Source organism: Ruegeria sp. CF2 (genome assembly GCF_056537385.1).
Genome location: NZ_JBQFRL010000003.1, coordinates 170,092 through 188,284, shown reverse-complemented (window position 1 = coordinate 188,284; position 18,193 = coordinate 170,092). Strand labels below are relative to the sequence as shown.

Annotated in this window: 19 protein-coding genes; 14 read left to right on the top strand and 5 right to left on the bottom strand. The window is 64.0% G+C overall.

All coding sequences use genetic code 11. The features are described 5' to 3' along the window. Nucleotides 1-3 precede the first annotated feature (3 nt). From moaB to ACR0IR_RS14645, 3 genes are all read left to right on the top strand, one after another. Entirely contained in the window at nt 4-546 is a 543-nt protein-coding gene (gene moaB / locus ACR0IR_RS14655) for a molybdenum cofactor biosynthesis protein B (protein WP_093963541.1), read from the top strand. 107 nt (nt 547-653) lie between these two features. Then, the gene (locus ACR0IR_RS14650; protein ID WP_170365470.1) at nt 654-2,108 is read left to right on the top strand and encodes an efflux RND transporter periplasmic adaptor subunit; all 1,455 of its coding nucleotides are present in this window, start codon (nt 654-656) and stop codon (nt 2,106-2,108) included. Between the two features lie 5 nt (nt 2,109-2,113). Continuing rightward, nucleotides 2,114-5,515: an efflux RND transporter permease subunit gene (locus ACR0IR_RS14645; protein WP_170365468.1), complete on the top strand. Its 3,402-nt coding sequence runs from the start codon at nt 2,114-2,116 to the stop codon at nt 5,513-5,515. Here the strand turns inward: ACR0IR_RS14645 and ACR0IR_RS14640 are convergent. Together ACR0IR_RS14640 and ACR0IR_RS14635 are read right to left on the bottom strand one after the other, a co-directional pair. Next, a complete protein-coding gene (locus ACR0IR_RS14640) occupies nt 5,482-5,913 on the bottom strand; it encodes an NUDIX hydrolase (RefSeq protein WP_170365466.1) in 432 nt (143 codons plus the stop codon). The two genes, ACR0IR_RS14645 and ACR0IR_RS14640, sit on opposite strands and share 34 nt — an antisense overlap. A gap of 4 nt (nt 5,914-5,917) precedes the next feature. Further along, nucleotides 5,918-6,730, bottom strand: coding sequence for a protein-disulfide reductase DsbD domain-containing protein (locus ACR0IR_RS14635; protein ID WP_170365464.1), 813 nt, complete (start codon nt 6,728-6,730; stop codon nt 5,918-5,920). Nucleotides 6,731-6,871: 141 nt separating this feature from the next. Between ACR0IR_RS14635 and ACR0IR_RS14630 the strand changes: the two genes are divergently transcribed. Further along, nucleotides 6,872-7,426, top strand: coding sequence for a YqgE/AlgH family protein (locus tag ACR0IR_RS14630; protein WP_093963536.1), 555 nt, complete (start codon nt 6,872-6,874; stop codon nt 7,424-7,426). Here ACR0IR_RS14630 and ACR0IR_RS14625 read toward each other — a convergent pair whose 3' ends face one another. Further along, on the bottom strand, nt 7,427-8,377 hold the full coding sequence (locus ACR0IR_RS14625) for an L-threonylcarbamoyladenylate synthase (RefSeq protein ID WP_170365462.1): 951 nt from the start codon (nt 8,375-8,377) through the stop codon (nt 7,427-7,429). Between the two features lie 135 nt (nt 8,378-8,512). Here ACR0IR_RS14625 and ACR0IR_RS14620 point away from each other — a divergent pair, with 135 nt between their 5' ends. The 7 genes from ACR0IR_RS14620 to ACR0IR_RS14590 all read left to right on the top strand — a co-directional run bounded on the left by ACR0IR_RS14620 (nt 8,513) and on the right by ACR0IR_RS14590 (nt 15,044). After that, nucleotides 8,513-10,216 (top strand): acyl-CoA dehydrogenase, encoded by a 1,704-nt coding sequence (locus ACR0IR_RS14620; RefSeq protein WP_170365460.1) that lies wholly within the window; start codon nt 8,513-8,515, stop codon nt 10,214-10,216. Beyond that, nucleotides 10,216-11,262: an MBL fold metallo-hydrolase gene (locus tag ACR0IR_RS14615; protein ID WP_170365458.1), complete on the top strand. Its 1,047-nt coding sequence runs from the start codon at nt 10,216-10,218 to the stop codon at nt 11,260-11,262. Before ACR0IR_RS14620 ends, ACR0IR_RS14615 begins: the two co-directional genes overlap by 1 nt. 4 nt (nt 11,263-11,266) lie before the next feature. Beyond that, complete coding sequence (locus tag ACR0IR_RS14610) at nt 11,267-11,719, top strand: DUF6173 family protein (protein ID WP_170365457.1); 453 nt, start codon at nt 11,267-11,269, stop codon at nt 11,717-11,719. Between the two features lie 64 nt (nt 11,720-11,783). After that, nucleotides 11,784-13,622: a glycerophosphodiester phosphodiesterase family protein gene (locus ACR0IR_RS14605; RefSeq protein WP_170365456.1), complete on the top strand. Its 1,839-nt coding sequence runs from the start codon at nt 11,784-11,786 to the stop codon at nt 13,620-13,622. Beyond that, nucleotides 13,609-14,169 carry a hypothetical protein gene (locus ACR0IR_RS14600; RefSeq protein WP_170365454.1) on the top strand — a complete coding sequence of 187 codons (561 nt, stop codon included), beginning with the start codon at nt 13,609-13,611 and terminating at the stop codon, nt 14,167-14,169. Before ACR0IR_RS14605 ends, ACR0IR_RS14600 begins: the two co-directional genes overlap by 14 nt. A 91-nt stretch (nt 14,170-14,260) precedes the next feature. Then, on the top strand, nt 14,261-14,395 hold the full coding sequence (locus ACR0IR_RS14595; protein WP_093963530.1) for an aa3-type cytochrome c oxidase subunit IV: 135 nt from the start codon (nt 14,261-14,263) through the stop codon (nt 14,393-14,395). A gap of 16 nt (nt 14,396-14,411) precedes the next feature. Next, nucleotides 14,412-15,044, top strand: coding sequence for a hypothetical protein (locus ACR0IR_RS14590; RefSeq protein ID WP_170365452.1), 633 nt, complete (start codon nt 14,412-14,414; stop codon nt 15,042-15,044). Here ACR0IR_RS14590 and ACR0IR_RS14585 read toward each other — a convergent pair. Beyond that, nucleotides 15,033-15,365, bottom strand: coding sequence for an AzlD domain-containing protein (locus ACR0IR_RS14585; protein WP_170342269.1), 333 nt, complete (start codon nt 15,363-15,365; stop codon nt 15,033-15,035). The genes ACR0IR_RS14590 and ACR0IR_RS14585 overlap by 12 nt on opposite strands. Further along, on the bottom strand, nt 15,362-16,078 hold the full coding sequence (locus tag ACR0IR_RS14580) for an AzlC family ABC transporter permease (protein WP_170365451.1): 717 nt from the start codon (nt 16,076-16,078) through the stop codon (nt 15,362-15,364). The genes ACR0IR_RS14585 and ACR0IR_RS14580 overlap by 4 nt, the downstream gene beginning before the upstream one ends. Between ACR0IR_RS14580 and ACR0IR_RS14575 the strand changes: the two genes are divergently transcribed. From ACR0IR_RS14575 to mobB, 3 genes are read left to right on the top strand one after another with little or no spacing between them, the layout of a single operon-like run. Continuing rightward, a complete protein-coding gene (locus ACR0IR_RS14575; protein WP_254441584.1) occupies nt 16,077-17,021 on the top strand; it encodes a formate dehydrogenase accessory sulfurtransferase FdhD in 945 nt (314 codons plus the stop codon). The genes ACR0IR_RS14580 and ACR0IR_RS14575 overlap by 2 nt on opposite strands. Next, nucleotides 17,011-17,667 carry a molybdenum cofactor guanylyltransferase MobA gene (gene mobA, locus ACR0IR_RS14570; protein WP_170365449.1) on the top strand — a complete coding sequence of 219 codons (657 nt, stop codon included), beginning with the start codon at nt 17,011-17,013 and terminating at the stop codon, nt 17,665-17,667. The genes ACR0IR_RS14575 and mobA overlap by 11 nt, the downstream gene beginning before the upstream one ends. Then, complete coding sequence (gene mobB / locus ACR0IR_RS14565; protein ID WP_170365447.1) at nt 17,664-18,191, top strand: molybdopterin-guanine dinucleotide biosynthesis protein B; 528 nt, start codon at nt 17,664-17,666, stop codon at nt 18,189-18,191. The genes mobA and mobB overlap by 4 nt, the downstream gene beginning before the upstream one ends. Nucleotides 18,192-18,193: the final 2 nt, after the last annotated feature.

The following is an 18,193-nucleotide window of genomic DNA, read 5'->3' as shown; positions in this document are numbered from 1 at the left end:
GACATGTCCCGAATTGATGAGACTATGGAATTCATCCCCATCCGCATCGCTGTTCTGACCGTATCGGACACGCGGTCACTGGCCGAAGATCGTTCGGGCCAAACCTTGGTCGACCGGATCGAGCGTGCGGGGCACACCGTGGCCGACCGCAAGATCATTCAGGACGAGCGCGCCCAGATCGCCGAGCAGTTGCGGGCGTGGGTCGCCGACCCCGAGATTGACGTGGTGATCTCGACCGGCGGCACCGGCTTGACCGGGCGCGATGTCACGGTCGAGGCGCATCGCGATGTCTACGAAAAGGAAATCGAGGCTTTTGGCACCGTCTTCACCCTGATTTCGATGGAGAAGATCGGAACCTCGGCAGTACAGTCGCGGGCCACAGGTGGCGTCGCCGGCGGAACCTATCTGTTTGCCCTGCCGGGCAGCCCGGGGGCCTGCAAGGATGCCTGGGACGGCATTTTGGAAAAACAGCTGGATTATCGCCACCGGCCCTGCAATTTCGTGGAAATCATGCCCAGATTGGACGAACATCTGCGACGGAAGTAGACTGGTCGTACGTTTAACGGCTCATAACCGCCTTGTGGGTTGGTATTTTTTCCGGCCCGGCTACCTATTTATAGACGGCGTCCCGTTGCAACCGGAGTGAAAGATCTATGCGATTTCTGCGGCAGAGCCTCATCGGTGTCTTTCTGGCATCCCTGATGCTTGCGCTGTTGATTGTCGCGGCGCAGATGATCACCGGCGCCGTGCAAGAGGTCATGACCCGCGACAACAAACCCCCGCAGGCGCGCGAACGCGTGTTCGCCGTCACGGTTCAGAGGGCCGAGCCACAAACCGCCACCCCCTATCTGGAAGCATTTGGCGAAGTTCAAAGCCGCAGGCGTCTGGAGTTGCGGGCGGCGCTGGGCGGCCGCGTCATCGGGCTGGCGGAAAACTTCGAGGATGGAGGGGTTGTGCGCGCAGGCGAAGTTCTGGTCGAGCTGGACCCGGCCGATGCGCAGGCGGCGCTGGACCGGGCGCGGTCGGACCTGCTGGATGCCCAGTTTGAAGAACGCGATGCCGAACGCGCCCTGCTTTTGGCACAGGATGAATTGAAGGCCGCCGAGTCCCAATCGGATCTGCGGGAACGGGCCCTGCAGCGTCAGAAGGATTTGCTGGACCGTGGCGTGGGCGCGACAGCCAGCGTTGAAGAGGCCGAATTGGCCGCGGCCTCGGCCCGGCAAACCGTGTTGTCGCGCCGTATAGCTTTGGCGCAGGCCGAGTCCCGCGTCGATCAGGCAACGACGTTGCTGGCGCGGGCCCGTATCGCTTTGGAATCGGCGGAACGCGATCTGGAAGACATGACCATCCGCGCCCGGTTCGACGGGACGCTGACTGGTGTCACGCTGGTTGAAGGGCGCCTGGTCACGGCAAATGAAAAGCTGGCCGAACTGGTCGACCCGTTCGCGCTGGAGGTCGCGTTCCGTGTTTCGACCGCGCAATACGTGCGGTTGCTGGACGATCAGGGCAAGCTGATCCCGGCACCGGTGACCATCTCGCTTGAGGTGACGGGCACGGACCTGAGCGCCACCGGTCGGATCAGCCGCGACAGCGGGTCGGCCGGCGAGGGCCAGACCGGCCGGTTGCTCTATGCCCGGCTTGATGACGCGCCGGGGTTCAAGCCCGGCGATTTCGTGACCGTTTCGGTCGAGGAACAGCCGCTGGATAATGTCGTGCGTCTCCCGTCTTCGGTTCTGGATGCGCAAGGCACCGTGCTGGTGCTGGGCGACGACGACCGGCTGGAAACGCTCCCGGTCGAGCTGGTACGCCGGCAAGGGGACGAAGTTCTGCTGCGCGGCGCCGGGCTGGAAGGGCGCGAAGTCGTGGTGGGTCGGACCCCGCTGCTGGGGTCGGGGGTCCGCGTGCGCCCGGTTCGCATCGAAGACAGCGCCGCGGTCGAGCCGGACATGGTCGAGCTGACGGACGAGCACCGCGCGCGGCTGGTGGCGCAGGTCGAGGCCAGCGACCGCATGTCCCAGGACGCCAAGACCCGAGTTCTTGCTCAGTTGAGCGAGGCAAAGGTGCCGTCGTCTCTGTTGCGGCGGCTTGAAAACCGGGCCGGGGGATAGGCGCCATGATGCGCGAGATCCCGGGCGCGGCCAGCGGCATCCTCAGCTATTTCACGCGTCACCGGACCATTGCCAACCTTCTGCTGGTGGTCATGCTGGTCCTTGGCGCGGCTTCGGCACCGAACATGCGGGCGCAGTTCTTCCCGGACGTGATCCTGGAACGGGTCAATGTCAACGTCGAATGGGATGGTGCGGGGCCCGAGGATGTGGACAACGGGATTGTTCAGATCCTTGAGCCTGCATTGCTGGCTGTCGAAGGCGTTGCCAGCACCGAGTCGACCTCGCGCGAAGGATCGGCCCGCATCGCGCTGGAATTTGAACCCAACTGGGACATGAGCCGCGCCGTCGAAGAAGTGCGCACTGCGGTCGACAGTGTGACCAACCTGCCTGAGGACGCCGAAGAACCGTCCATTCGGCGGGCCGCGTGGCGAGACCGGGTGACGGATGTTGTCCTCACCGGCCCGATCGAGACCGGGCAGCTGGCCAAATTCACGGATGAGTTGATCAATCGGCTGTTCGCTGCCGGTGTGACGCGGACCACGATCCGCGGCCTTGCCGCCCCACGCATCGTGGTCGAGGTTCCCACCGCGCAGTTGATCGCCAACGACATCACCCTGTCCGAGATCGCCTCGGCGGTCGCGGCCGAGGTCACGGCAAATCCGGCCGGGGACGTGACCGGCGCAAACGCCCGGATCCGCACCGGTGTCGAAAAGCGCACCCCGGAAGAGATCGAGCGCATCGCATTGCGCACCTATCCGGACGGGTCCAAGCTGGTGGTCGGCGATGTCGCGCAGATCCGGGTCGAGGGCGTTACCCGCAATCGCAGCTATTTCGTAGGCGAAAATCCGGCCATGTCCGTCCGGGTGGACCGGTCGAACCTGGGTGACGCGATCGACATTCAGCACACGGTCGAGGATGTGGTCGCCGAGATGCAGGCGAGCCTGCCGGATGGTATCTCGGTCGAGCTGATCCGTACCCGGGCGCAGGCCATCACCGACCGGTTGGACATTCTGATCGACAACGGGCTGGTCGGGCTGGGCTTGGTGGTGTGCCTGCTGTTCCTCTTCTTGAATGCGCGCATCGCATTCTGGGTCGCGGCCGGTATCCCGGTGGCCATGTCGGCGGCCATCGCCTTCATGTATATCGGCGGGCTGTCGATCAACATGGTCTCGTTGTTCGGACTTATCATCACGCTGGGTATCGTGGTGGATGATGCGATCGTGGTGGGGGAACACGCCGATTTCCGGGCCCGCCGGCTGGGCGAGCCACCGGTCGTTGCCGCCGAGCGCGCCGCCCGGCGCATGGCGATGCCGGTTTTTGCGGCCACGGTCACGACCGTGATCGCCTTTTTTGGTCTGACCGCCATTGGCGGACGGTTCGGAGAGCTGATCCGCGACATTCCCTTTACGGTGATCGCTGTACTGATCGCCTCGTTGATCGAGTGTTTTCTAATCCTGCCGAACCACATGGCGCATGCCATCGCACATTCGGCCAAGGAACACTGGTATGACTGGCCCAACCGGGTTGTGAACCGGGGTTTTCGCTGGGTGCGCGACACTCTTTTCCGACCTTTGGTGGCGTGGGCAATCTGGGCGCGATACGTGGTCGTGGCCCTGATGATCGCCATTCTGGCCAGCCAGATAGCGCTGTTCATCAAGGGCGACGTCAATTGGCGGTTTTTCAACGCGCCCGAGCGGGGCTCGGTCACCGGCAATTTCATCATGGCCGAAGGCGCTACCCGTGCCGATACCATCGAAATGATGCACATTCTGCAGCGCGCCACCGAAGAGCTGGGCCAGATCTACGAAGAACGCCACGGTCGCAACCCGATCGACTATGTTCTGGCCGAGATCGGGGGCAGCGCCGGCTATGGCCTTTCCGCCGCCGATGGCAAGGATGGCGATTTGCTGGGCGGTATCTCGATCGAGCTGATCGATGCCGACCTGCGACCTTATTCCAGCTTTGAATTCGTGGGGGAGTTGCAGGAATTCGTGCCGCGCCATCCCAAGGTCGAATTGCTGACTTTCCGCGGCTGGCGCTCGGGTCCGGGTGGTGATGCCATCGACGTGCAGCTTTTCGGCGCGGACGTGAACACACTGAAATCCGCGTCCGAGGCCCTGCAGGCGGAACTGTCGAAATACCCCGAGGTTTCAGCGCTGGAAGACAATCTGGCCTATGACAAGGAAGAGTACATTCTGGATCTGACGGCACAGGGCGAGGCGCTGGGCTTCCGCATCGAAACATTGGGCCGGGTTCTGCGTCACCGTCTGAACGGGATCGAGGCGGCGACATTCCCTGACGGTCCTCGCAGCGCCGAGATCCGGGTCGAACTGCCCGAAAGCGAGCTGACCGCCGATTTCTTGGAACACACGTTGATGCGTTCACCGGACGGGGTTTATGTCCCGCTGGCTGACATCGTCTCGGTCAAGCGCGAGTCTGGGTTCTCGACGGTGCGCCGGGAAAATGGCCTGCGTGTGATCGCAGTGAACGGGGACATTTCCGAGGATGACCCGGCCCAGGCGGCGGAAATCACCCGCGCCATGCGCGAGGAAATCCTGCCTGATATCGCCGCCGAGTATCAGGTCGAGTGGCGCATGGCCGGTCTGAGCGAACAGGAGGACGAGTTCCTGACCGAGGCGCGTACCGGTCTGATCCTGTGTCTGACCGGAATCTACCTTGTTCTGGCGTGGATCTTCGCCAGTTGGACAAGGCCGCTGGTGGTGATGGCGATCATTCCCTTTGGTCTGGTCGGCACCATCTGGGGGCATTACATCTGGGGCGTTCCCCTTAGCATGTTCACGGTCGTCGGCTTGTTGGGCATGACCGGGATCATCATCAATGACTCGATCGTTTTGATAACGACCATTGATGGGTATCAGCAGGATCGCGGGCTGGTGCCCTCGATCATAGAAGGCACCGCTGACCGGTTGCGGCCGGTGATGCTGACCACGCTGACGACGGTGATGGGGCTGGCCCCGTTGCTGTACGAAGGGTCGCAGCAGGCGCAATTCCTCAAACCCACGGTGATCACGCTGGTCTACGGGCTCGGGTTCGGCATGGTGCTGGTGCTGCTCCTGGTTCCCGCGTTGCTGGCGATCCTGAGTGATATTTCTCGCCCGATGACGGCGATGCGCCGCGCCTTGCGGGCGCCAGACAAGGTGGTCCGGGTCGCGGCCGCGGGGACGGGCGGGGCGATGTTCCTCTGGCTGCTGGTCACGATGGTCTGGCCGGTTATGGCCGGCGCGCCGCTGGGTGTGCTGTCCGGGCTGTACGGCGGCGAGGACGGTCTGGCGTTGCTGAGAATGGGGCTGGGAGCGTTCGCGGCCGGTGCGGTTGCCATTCTGGCCGTCAGCCTGATCGTGTCCGGGGCGCTTTATGTCAGGCTTTCATCCCGGGCCAGTGCCTGAGACAGAAGGTCGGGCACCCGGGCGCTCATGGCAAGGCCGCGGTCCAGAACCTGCCGGATTGGAAACCAACGCGCATCCTGCGCATCATCCGCTGCGACCGGAGTGCCGGATCCGAAGCGGCAGGACACGCCGACCAGCAAATAGTGGGCGGTGATCTGTCCGGCCGAATCCCGGACCAGCAGATCAAGGTTGCCCAGATATGCCTGCGGGGTTGCTTCGATACCGGTTTCTTCCATCAACTCGCGCGCGGCGGCCTGCAAGACGGTTTCGCCCCACTCCACATGGCCGCCCGGAAATCCCCAGAGACCGGCATCGGGGGCCTTGCTGCGTTGCACCAGCAGGACATGGCCCTGATCTACGACAACCGCCAGTGCGCCGATCCGGGGAACCTGCTGCATCCGCTCAGCCCGCGCTGCAGCCCAGAATGTCGACCGCGTGTTTGGTCCCCAGAACCGTGATCCGCACGGCGGACCGGTCCAGCGCAAAGGGCTGACCGTCTGGGCTGATCACTTCGGACGTGGCGGTCAGCCGGTTGCCTTGCCGCTTGGTTTCAGTCTGCGAGGCCCACAGGGCCGGATTCCCCGGCTCGATCACCGCAAGTTCGGCACCACCGGCCGAGGGCATGTCGATCTGTACCTGAACCTGCAAACCGTCCGCGGTCGGGCTCAGGCGACAGGCCGCGCTGGTAACGCCAGCTTCGCGCGCAGAGAAGGGCCTTTGCGCAAGCGCAGCCGCGATCGCCGGATTTCTTGCTGCGCCGGCGTCCAGTTCGTGGTCAAATTTCAAAGATGCGGGAATGCAGACATCCTTGCACACTCCCAGATCGACCTCGCCGCGCAACCGGACCGGTTTGGATGCGTCCTTGGGCGTAATCCGAACCGGCAACACAAGCTGTTTTTCGTAGCCGATGGACTTCAGGCCGTTCTGGTCAAAGACATGCGGTGTGGGCCAGGTGATCGCAACCGCGCCGACATTGCCGGAGCGGCGCCAGTCGAATTCAGGCGGAATGCCGGCGTCACCGGGGGCCCGCCAATAGGTCTTCCATCCGGGTTCCAGATCCAACCGGATCGCGGTGAGATAGGTTCCATCCTCGGATTGGCCGCCATCGATCACGTCCAGCCGGACGATCGAGTCGATCGATTGCCCCTGCGCAGGCGCGGCCAGGGCCAGACAAGCTGAAACAACGGTCAGGACGGGTTTGAACAGCGATCTCATGATCCATACATGCGACTTGCGGGCAGGTTTGCCAAGTCACGTTCTGGTCACCGGCAGAAATCGCGGGATTTCAGGCGTGATCCCTTGCCAATCCGGCTTCCGCAAGGTCATTGTAAGGGAATAAGCCGCACGAGTTTTTTGATGGATCTGACTGGAAAACTGTTGATTGCGATGCCCGGCATGGGCGATCCGCGCTTTGATCATTCAGTGGTGTACCTGTGCAGCCACGGCGATGACGGCGCGATGGGTCTGATCGTGAACAAACCGTCGGATTTGCGGATCAAGACGCTGCTTGAACAGTTGAACATCGCATGCCGCATCCCGGTTGTCGGAGAACGCCTTGTGCATTTTGGTGGTCCCGTCGAATTGTCCCGGGGGTTTGTCCTGCACAGCGCGGACTACGACGCAAATCTGCATTCGCTGCACGTGGCCGGCGATTTCAGCATGACGGCGACGCTGGACGTGCTCGAAGATATCGCTTCTGGCAAGGGGCCGCTGAACTCGATGCTGATGCTGGGTTATTCGGGATGGGGGCCTGGACAGCTGGAAGATGAGATCGCGGCCAATGGCTGGTTGACGACCGATGCCACATCGAAACTGGTCTTTGACGTTGCCGACGACGAAAAGTGGGAGGCCGCTTTGGCCACGCTGGGTGTCGATCCGCTGACGTTGTCGGCCAGCGCCGGTCGGGCCTGATCAGGAATTGCGCGGCGCCGCGGCCCGGCGCAGGCGGTCGTTGATGGCCGCCCCCACGCCCTCGGAAGGGATCGGGCTGACGGCAATCGGCCGCCCCGTACCGTCTAGGTCGTGCAGATACGCAAACAGGTTTGCCGCCGCTTCGATCAGGTCACCCTTGGCAGATAGATTGCGGTCGCAATCGACACTGCCAAATCCCAGCAACAGCTCGTCCCCGCGCCGCTCGGTGGCGTTCAGCCGCACCGGTGCATCCGGAGCATAATGTGACAGCAACTGCCCCGGAGCGGTCAGCAGATCTCCGGGCTTGTGGCGGGTCAGGCGCGTGCCCAGAACCGTTTCGATCTGTTCCAGTGCCACACCGCCGGGCCGCAGCAAAGCGGGGGTGCCGGCCAAGCCCACGATGGTCGATTCCAACCCGACTGAACAGGGTCCGTCATCCAGTACGGCGGCGATCCGACCGTCCAGACCTGCGCGCACATGCGCCGCAGTGGTCGGGCTGATCCGACCGGAAGGGTTTGCCGATGGGGCAGCGACGGGTCCGTCAACTGCGCTCAGCAATGCGCGCGCGGTTGGGTGGGCTGGCACCCGCACGGCCAGCGTCTCCAGCCCTGCCGTCACCAGCGAGGACACGCCATGCCCTGCGCGCAGCGGCAGCACCAGCGTCAGCGGACCGGGCCAGAACGCAGCTGCCAGTTTTTCGGCATTGTCCGACCACTCGACATAGCGTTTGGCGGCCTCGACCGAGGCGACATGCGCGATAAGCGGGTTGAAACTGGGTCGCCCTTTGGCGGCGTAGATCGCGGCGACGGCTTCGCCGTTGCGGGCGTCGCCGCCCAGCCCGTAGACGGTCTCGGTCGGGAAGGCGACCAACAGTCCCTGACGCAGCAGGTCGGCCGCGGCTGCAATCCCGGCGGGATCAGCATCCAGATATTGCGTGCTGTTGGGGATCATGGGTGGTGACGCGGCGTTTTGGTTGCTTGCAACAGGGGGACGGATAGGTAATCGAACAAGCTTAGATGAATACCGGCGCGGGCCATGGATTCCAAGCCCGCCATTGCGACCGACACACGATTTCCGGGGGAAACCATGCCATATCGCGCTCCTGTCACTGATTACGAGTTCCTGATGGACAAGGTGGTGGGGTTCAAGGACGTCGCCGCGACCGAGAAATTCGCCGAGGCCACCCCGGACGTGGTCAGCGCCATCCTGACCGAGGCCGGCAAGATGTGCGAAGAGGTAATGGCCCCCCTGCAGCGCCCCGGCGATCTTGAGCCGGCGCGACTGGAAAACGGGGTTTTGCGGACCTCGCCCGGCTATGCCGATGGCTGGAAGGCGATCGCCGAGGGTGGCTGGATCGGCATGAGCGGTGACCCCGAATACGGCGGCATGGGCCTGCCCATGACCGTGACCACCGCCGTCAACGAGATGATGAGCGCCGCCTGCCTGTCACTGCAGCTGGCCCCGTTGATGAGCCAGGGTCAGATCGAGGCGCTGGAACACCACGCCAGCGAAGAGCTCAAGGCGCTGTACCTGCCCAAGCTGATGTCGGGCGAATGGTCGGGCACGATGAACCTGACCGAACCGCAGGCCGGGTCGGACGTGGGCGCGCTGATGTCCAAGGCCGAACCCAACGGCGATGGCACCTATTCTGTGACCGGGCAGAAGATCTACATCTCTTGGGGCGACAATGACTTCTGCGAGAATGTCTGCCACCTGGTTCTGGCCCGTCTGCCCGATGGCGCGCCGGGGACCAAGGGGATTTCCCTGTTCCTGGTGCCCAAGTTCATCCCCGATGAAAACGGTAATCCGGGCGTGGCGAATGACCTGAAGGTGGTGTCGTTGGAACACAAGATGGGACTGCATGGCTCGCCCACCTGCGTGATGCAGTATGACGGCGCCAAGGGCTGGCTGGTGGGCCAGGAACACAAGGGCATGGCCGCCATGTTCACGATGATGAACAACGCGCGCCTCGGCGTCGGCGGGCAGGGCGTGGGCGCGGCCGAGGGCTCCTATCAGCACGCGTTGGCCTATGCTCTGGAACGCAAGCAGGGCAAGACGCCTTCGGGCACGATCATCGATCATGCCGATGTGCGCCGGATGCTGATGGACATGCGGGCCGACCTGTTCGCCGCCCGTGCGATCATGCTGGCCAATGCCGCGGCCATCGACATGGCCAAGGCCACCGACAACGCCGACTGGGCCGCGCGGGCGGCCCTGCTGACCCCGATCTGCAAGGCTTTCGGCACCCAGACCGGCATGCGCGTGGCCGAGACCGGCCTGCAGGTGCATGGCGGCATGGGGTATGTCGAGGAAACCGGCGCAGCGCAGTATTACCGCGATGTTCGCGTCACCGCGATCTACGAGGGGACCAACGGCATTCAGGCCATGGACCTTGTCGGCCGCAAGATGATGGACGGGGGCGAAGCCGCCGCCCGCCTGCTGGACGAGATCGAAGATCATGCCGAGCGCGCCCGCGCCACCGTGCCCGAGCTGGCCGGCCCGGTATGGGAGGCGACTGAATCCCTGCGCGAGGCGACCGAGTGGCTGGTGGCGCAAGAGGACATGAACAATCGCTTTGCCGGGGCCGTGGCCTATCTGAACGCCTTTGCCCGCGTGCTGGGTGCGCATTACCACCTGATCGCCGCTTTGGCCGATCCGGATGGTCCGCGCGCCAAGCTGGCGCGGTACTACATCACCGCGCGCCTGCCGGAATACGCGGGCCTGCTGGATCAGGCGCAGATCGGGGCCAAAGACCTGTTCGCGCTCAGCGCCGACGAACTGGCCGCGTGATGGACGGCGCGCGGCCTCCGGCGTTTCGCCATCCCTGGCCCGAGCCGCCCGCGCCCGGACAAGCCACCGAGATCGCCGAGGGCGTGCTTTGGATGCGCCTGCCGCTGCCGATGGCGCTGGACCACGTCAATGTCTACGCGCTGGATGACGGCGATGGCTGGACGGTGATCGACACCGGGATTTCATCGAAAAAGACGCGCGGCCTGTGGTCCGACCTGATGGCCGGGCCGCTTGCGGGCAAGCCGGTGACCCGGGTGGTGGTTACGCATCACCACCCCGACCACGTCGGAAATGCCGGGTTGTTCCAGTCGGAGCACGGCGCCGATCTGGTTTCGAGCCGTACCGCATGGCTGTTTGCGCGAATGCTGACCCTGGACGTGCAGGAGAGCTGGCCGGAAGAGACGCTGGAATTCTACCGCAGCGCCGGCATGGCCCCCGAGATCCTGGCCAAGCGCATGTCCGAGCGGCCCTTCAATTTTGCCGACACGGTCTATCCGATGCCTCTGGGCTTTGTCCGCATCAAGCAGGGCGACGTGATCCGTATGGGCGGGCGGGACTGGGACGTGCATATGGGCAATGGCCATGCCCCCGAACACGCCACGTTCTGGAGCCGCGACGACAACCTAGTGATCTCGGGCGACCAGATCCTCAGTTCGATCAGCCCGAACCTGGGCGTCTATGCCACCGAGCCGATGGCTGACCCGGTGTCCGACTGGCTGGAGGCCTGCGAGCGCCTGCAACAGCTGGCGCGGCCCGATCAGGTGGTGTTGCCAGGGCACAAACTGCCCTTCATCGGCCTGCCGATCCGCATGAAGCAACTGATCGAGAACCATCACGGCGCTCTTGCACGCCTGCTGGACGATCTGGACGCGCCCAAGGCGGCGTCAGATTGTTTCGTGACCCTGTTCAAACGTCCCATCCGCGACGGCGAATACGGTCTTGCGCTGGTCGAGGCGGTTGCGCATCTGAACCATCTTTATCACACTGGAGCCGTGACCCGGGCGCGCCGTGAAGACGGCGCATGGGTGTATCAGCGCAAAGGTTGAGACGATGCAGGACAAGATCGAAACCTCGGCCGAGGCCGCCGAAGCGGCGGCTCTGCCCCGGTGCTATGAGGTGCATGCCGACCCGGACAGCACGTCGGGCACCAAGGATCTGCCCGAACCCCTGCGCCGTCCGGTCGACAGCAAAAGCCCCGCCCAGTGGGCGTATGAACGGCTGATCCTGTACATCCAGAACTTCGAGCAGACCCTCGATGCCGATCACGAGGTCGCCATGGGCTTTACCGGTGGTGACGCCGGGGTGATGCGGATCGAGGGGATGGGATATTTTGACCCCGACGTGATCACCTTCTACGGCTCGGACGGTTCGGGCGCACGCACCCAGCTGGTTCAGCATGTCAGCCAGCTGAACGTCATGCTGCGCGCGCTGCCCAAAACGGTCGAGGACAAGCCCGCCAACCGGATCGGCTTCCGCCTCGCGGCCAAGCTTGAGGAAAGCTGAGCGTCACGCTTGCAATTCACATCTGCGCGGCCTTGAATGAATTCAGCATTCAAAGGGGGCCGGCGTGTCACATTTCTCAACCGTAACAGATGCCTATCGCGGGGCCTGGGCCCGACGCCGGACCTTTGTTCCCATCTATATGGCGGTGCGTCTGCTACTGATCGCGCTGATCGCACCCGGCGTGGCCTTCACCGTGAACCTCGCGGTGATGCTGTCCGACCAAACCGCGCTGACCGATCAGGACATCGCCATGTTCATCCTGTCGCCGGTTGGTTTCGTGGCGGCGGTGGTCATTCTGGGCCTGTTCTTGTTGGCCGAGGTGTTCGTCTTTTCGGTCATGGCCGGATCGCTCAGGATGGGCGAGAGCGACCCGTGGGGGGCCGGCGGGTCGGCGCTGCGATTGATCCTGTCGCGCCTGCCGACGCTGTTTTCCTTCGCGGTGCGCTTCATTCTGCGGGTGCTTGTTCTGGCGGTGCCCTTCGTAGCGGTCGCGGGCCTGATCGCGTGGTGGACGCTGACCGAATACGACATCAACTATTATCTGACCTTCCATCCGCCCGCGTTCCAGGTGGCCGTCGCACTGATCGGGTTGGTGGTGCTGGCCTTGGCCTGGGTGCTGATCCGCCGCCTGTCGGCCTGGGCGCTCGCCCTGCATCTGGTGCTGTTCGAGGGAATTGCGCCCTCGGACGCCTTCGCCGAAAGCGCCCGCCGAATGGAGGGCAAACGCGGCCGGTTGAAGATCGAACTGGCACTGTGGCTGGCCATACGTCTGGCGATTGCTGCGCTGATTGCCGCCGTGGCCAGCCTGTTGTTCCACCTTGTACCTCTCGAACAAGGCACGAACCTGCGGTTTGCCCTGACGCTCAGCCTGCTGGTGGCCGGGCTGTGGTCTCTGGCCGGATTGGTGCTGGCGGCTGTGGCGCTCGGCGCACTGGCGGTTCTGCTGGATGGGTTTTTTGAACCTCGCGCGGCAGAGCTTCCCCATCCCGAAGCCGGAAATCTGCGCGCCCCGGTTCTGGTGACCGTTGCCGCGGCAATCGTGGCCCTGCTGGCCGGTATCTGGTTCAGCCAGGACGTGCTGGACCAGATATCGGCACCGGATCATGCCGACGTGATCGGCCACCGGGGCGCGGCGGCGCTGCGGCCGGAAAACACGATGGCTGCGGTGCTGAAGGCCATCGAAGACGGGGCCGACTGGGTCGAGATCGACGTTCAGGAAAGCGCCGACGGCGAGGTGATCGTGGCCCATGACAGCGACTTCATGAAGCTGGGCGGGGTCAATATGAAGGTCTGGGATGCCACGATGGAGGATGTGGCGCAGATCGATATCGGCAGCTGGTTCGACCCCGAATATGCCGATCAGCGCACTCCGACCCTGCGCGAGGTCCTGAAGGCCGCGAAGGGTAAATCCAAGGTCATCATCGAACTGAAATACTATGGCCATGACGTGGATCTGGAAAACCGCGTGGCCACCATCGTCGAAGAATTCGGGATGGAGCAGGACATCGCCACGATGTCGCTCAAATACCCGGCGGTGCAGAAGATGAAAGCGTTGCGCCCGGACTGGCGCGCCGGCGTTCTGGCTGCCACGGCGGTGGGCGATCTGACCGGGCTGGAGGGCGATTTCGTCGCGGTGAATGCCGGGATGGTCACGCCCGGGCTGATCCGCTCGGTCCATGATGCAGGCAAGGATATCTATGTCTGGACGGTGAATGACCCGCTGCAGATGTCGTCGATGGCCTCGATGGGTGTCGACGGTCTGATCACCGACCGCCCCGCCATGGCGCGTGAAGTGCTGCGTGTCCGCGCCGAGATGGAGCCGGGCGAGCGCTTGCTGCTGTGGCTGGCCACGACCTTCGGCCTGTCGGTCGATACCGAGGCGATGCGCGATGAAAGCCCCTAGCTTCGGTCTTTTGCTCGCCTGCCTTGCCGGGTCGGCTTCGGCGCAGGATCTGATGCGCGGCGTCGAGATGCCCGCGCATCGGGCTTTGATCGGGCAATCGGTTGGGCAACCATTGAGCGCGTTTGAAACCGATGGCTGCTCGGGGGGCATGTCGTCCAGCTGGCGGCTGGTGGCAGAGACCTTTCCCAGATTTCGCGCCGTTTACGAAAGCCACCCGCCGTGGGAATCCTGCTGCGTGACTCATGATCGCGCGTATCACACCGCCGGGGGCGCCACGTCCGCCGACGCCAGTTTTGACGCCCGGCTGGAGGCTGACCGCGCCCTGCGCGCGTGCGTCAAGGAATTCGGAGCCGTGCATGCGCAGGACTATGCCACGCAGTACGACATGACGCCCGAGCAGGTGACGTCGGCCATGTCGATAACCGCCGAGGCGATGTTCATGGCCGTCCGATTCGGAGGTGGCCCCTGTACCGGCCTGCCGTGGCGGTGGGGCTTCGGGTATCCCGGCTGCTCGGTTTTTGCCACCGATGAGGCTGCGGGCGACTGAACTCGGGCACCTGCGCGCGATTGACGTCGTGACAGGCCGGAAAATTTGATTTATCCAAACCGGCAAACACGCGAATTGGGAATCTTTCGAAATGGCTGAACACAAGCACGGCGAGATGGACATCACCGTCCAGACTAAAACCTTCAACGGGTTCATCAAATTCACCACCTACAGCGTCGTGGTGATCTGCTTCATTGCCCTGTTTCTTGCGATCTTCGGGGCATAAGCCGGACTGACGGGTCATGTTTCGCATCTTGATTGCCTGCCTGCTGGCAGTAACCGTCGCAGGCTGTGCCACGTCGCAGCGCCCTCAGGCCGACCAGTCCGAGATCGTTGCGCGATCCTACCGTGACCCGGGGCCCTCAACGCTGACCCTGTACACGATGATCAACACGCGTACGGGGTCTGGCGCGCATACCTCGCTGATGATCAGCGCCAGCGAGCGGGTAATTTTCGACCCGGCCGGGTCGTTCCGCGCCGACGTGGTGCCGATCAAGGATGACGTGCTGTATGGCATCACCCCCGCGGTCGAGCGTGCCTATCGCAGCTCGCACGCACGCGAAACGCATTATGCGCGCATCCAGACCATCCAGGTGACACCCCAACAGGCCGAGATCGCCTATCAGCTGGCCAAGCAGTCCGGACCGGTTGCGGGCGCCTACTGCGCCAACTCGACCGCTAGGCTGCTGCAGCAGGTTCCCGGTTTCGAGCAGATCCAGACCACCTTCTACCCGGTCAAGTTGTCCGATCAGTTCGGGCAGCTTCCGGGGGTCGTCACGACCGAATATCGTGAAAACGACAGCGCCGATCTGCAGGCGGGTCTGGCCGCCAACAACGCCGCGCTCAACCAGCTGGAAGCGGCTTCAACCAACTAGGTACAGCAGACCATACAGCGTGCCGGCCCCGGCAAAGATGGCGGCCAGCACGTTCTTGGTGATCAACCCGACGCTTAGCGCAACCACGGCCGAGGCCATGCGCGGCAGGTCCGGCTGGCCCTCGGTGGCCGTGGGCCACATGACCAGAGGGGCAATCAGGGCCGGCAGGATGGCCACCGCCGTATAGCGTAGATGCCGCAGCAACCATGGCGGCAACGGACGGTCTCCGACAAAGCCTATGAACACGAAGCGCAGGGCATAGCTGCCGATCGCCAGCCCGACGATGATCGTCCAGACCGTTGTCTGATCGGGGGTGGTCATGACGCTACCTTTCTGCGTTCCAGCATCACTTCGGCCTGCGCACCGGCCATCATGCCCGCGCAGCCCGCGATCAACAGGCCAAGATTGTAGGGGATTGCCACGCAAAGCAGCGACACGACGATGGCGACCAGAGCCGCGACCACATGGGCCGGAGTGCGCATCATCGGGCCGATCATGGCCAGAAAGGTGATCGGCAGCGCGAAATCCAGTGCCCAGCTATCGGGGATCTGCGTTCCCAGGTAGGCGCCAATAAAGGTTGCCAGTACCCACATGGGCACCAGCGGCGAAACCGACCCCATGAAATAGGTCATGCGCTGCGGAACCGACATGTCCGGTTCCTTTTCGAACTGGACGATCGAGCAGGCATAGGATTGGTCGACCGTAAGATAGGCGGCAAAGGCCCGTTGCCACAGGGGCGCCGCGCCCAGATAAGGCGTCAAAGACGCTGAATACATGGCCATCCGCAGGTTCACGGCCAGTGCCGAAACTAGAATGATGGCCGTGGGTGTGCCGTCCTGCAGCAGCTGCAGCGATGCAAACTGCGCGGCCCCCGCAAATACGGCTGCGGTGAACACCATGGTCTGAAGAATGCTCAGGCCCGCCTCGGTCGCGAAGACGCCGAACAGGGTACCGAATGGCACCGCCACGAAGATGAACGGGGTCCCGTCGCGAAAACCCTGCCAATAGTATGACTTGGATGTGGAGGTTGCCATGGCTAGATCCTATGGTGGTCTTCGCAGCAGTAGCGGGTCAGAGAGAGGGTTGCAATTGGCCACCGAAGTCGATCTGTCGGAATACATCATCGCCCCCGATCCCGGCGCGGCGCGGCTGACCCGCGCGGTCGAGGGGGTGGACCAGAACGGCGAGGTCAGCCGCATCTCGGTGGTCGAGGAGCGCCCGCTGACGATCTTCCTCAATTCGCAAGAGATCGTGACGGCGATGACCATCGGCGACTACCCCGAATATCTGGCGCTGGGGTTTTTGCGCAACCAGGGCATGTTGCGTCCCGATGACGAGATCACGCGCGTCGAGTACGATGACGATCTGGAAACCGTGGTGGTGCGCACGGCCCGCGAAACGTCCTATGAGGACAAGCTGAAGAAAAAGACCCGCACCAGCGGCTGCGCGGTGGGCACGGTGTTCGGCGACATGATGGAGGGGCTGGAGGGCGTGCGCCTGCCGCAGGTTCAGGTGCGCACCTCGTGGCTGTATGGTCTGGCGGCCAAGATCAACCGCACGCCGTCGCTGTACCTGCAGGCTGGGGCGATCCACGGCACGGTTCTGTGCCGCGAAAGTCGCCCGCTGGTCTATATGGAGGACGTGGGCCGCCACAACGCGGTGGACAAGATCGCCGGCTGGATGTTGTCCGAAGGCGAGGCGGCCGGCGACAAGATCCTGTACACCACCGGGCGGCTGACCTCGGAAATGGTGATCAAGACGGCGATGATGGGCATTCCGGTGCTGGCGTCTCGATCCGGTTTTACCGCCTGGGGCGTCGAAATCGCGCGCGAGGTCGGCCTGACCCTGATCGGCCGGATGCGCGGCCAACGTTTCGTCTGCCTGTCGGGCGAGGACCGGCTGCTGCGCGACGTGGACCCGGCCTCCGTACCGGTCGAGGACAAGAAGCATCGAAGGAAAAGCGCCGATGGGAGGTGAAACATCACGCCCCCTCGGCGTCATACTGGCCGGAGGTTTGGCCACGCGGATGGGCGGCGGTGACAAGGGGTTGCTGCAACTGGGCGGGCAAAGCCTGTTGGGGCATGTGATCGACCGGCTGGCGCCGCAGGTGGCCGGGCTGGCGCTGAACGCCAATGGCGATCCGGCGCGCTTTGCCGATCTTGGCCTGCCGGTCCTGCCGGACAGCATCGCGGGTTACGCCGGGCCGTTGGCGGGCGTTCTGGCCGGGTTGGATTGGGCGGCGGGGCAGGGCGCTGATTGCATCGTCACCGCTGCCGCCGACACGCCGTTCTTCCCGCGCGATCTGGTAGACCGGCTGATTCTGGCGGCGCAGGGGCAGGCTCATCCGCTGGTTCTGGCCACCACGCCGCGCACCGGTGACGAGGCGCTGAAATCGGGCGGCGGCAGGCGGGTCAACCGGCACCCGACCTTTGGCCTTTGGCCCGTGGCGCTGCGCGATGACCTGCGGGCGGCGCTGAACGACGGGCTTCGCAAGGTGGTCCTGTGGACCGACCGCCATGACGGGCGCGAGGCGCTGTTTCCGGCCGACCCGTTCGATCCGTTCTTCAACGTCAACACGCCCGAAGATCTGATCCAGGCGCAGAAACTGTTGGAGCAGGCATGAAGGTCTACGGCGTTACCGGCTGGAAAAATACGGGCAAGACCGGGTTGGTCGAACGGCTGGTGGCCGAGATCACCGGGCGCGGGTTCAGTGTCTCGACCGTCAAACACGCCCACCACGCGGTTGACGTGGACCAACCGGGCACCGACAGCCACCGCCACCGAACCGCAGGGGCGTCCGAGGTTCTGCTGGCGTCCAGCCGCCGCATCGCCGTGATGCAAGAGCTGCGCGGCGCGCCCGAGCCGCCGTTGACCGACCTTCTGGCGCGTCTGTCCCCGGTCGATCTGGTGTTGGTCGAAGGGTACAAGCGCGCGCGCCACCCCAAGGTCGAGGCTTTTCGCGCCCAGCCCGGAAACCCGCTGATTGCCGCCGACGATCCGACGATCCGCGCGGTGGCCAGCGACACGCCGCTGGATCTGGACCGTCCGGTTTTTGATCTGAACGACACGCCTGCCATTGCCGATTTCATCCTGTCCCAGGTCGGCCTGGGGCCGCGGCCCAGCCCCTTACCATGCCCGAGGACCTGACC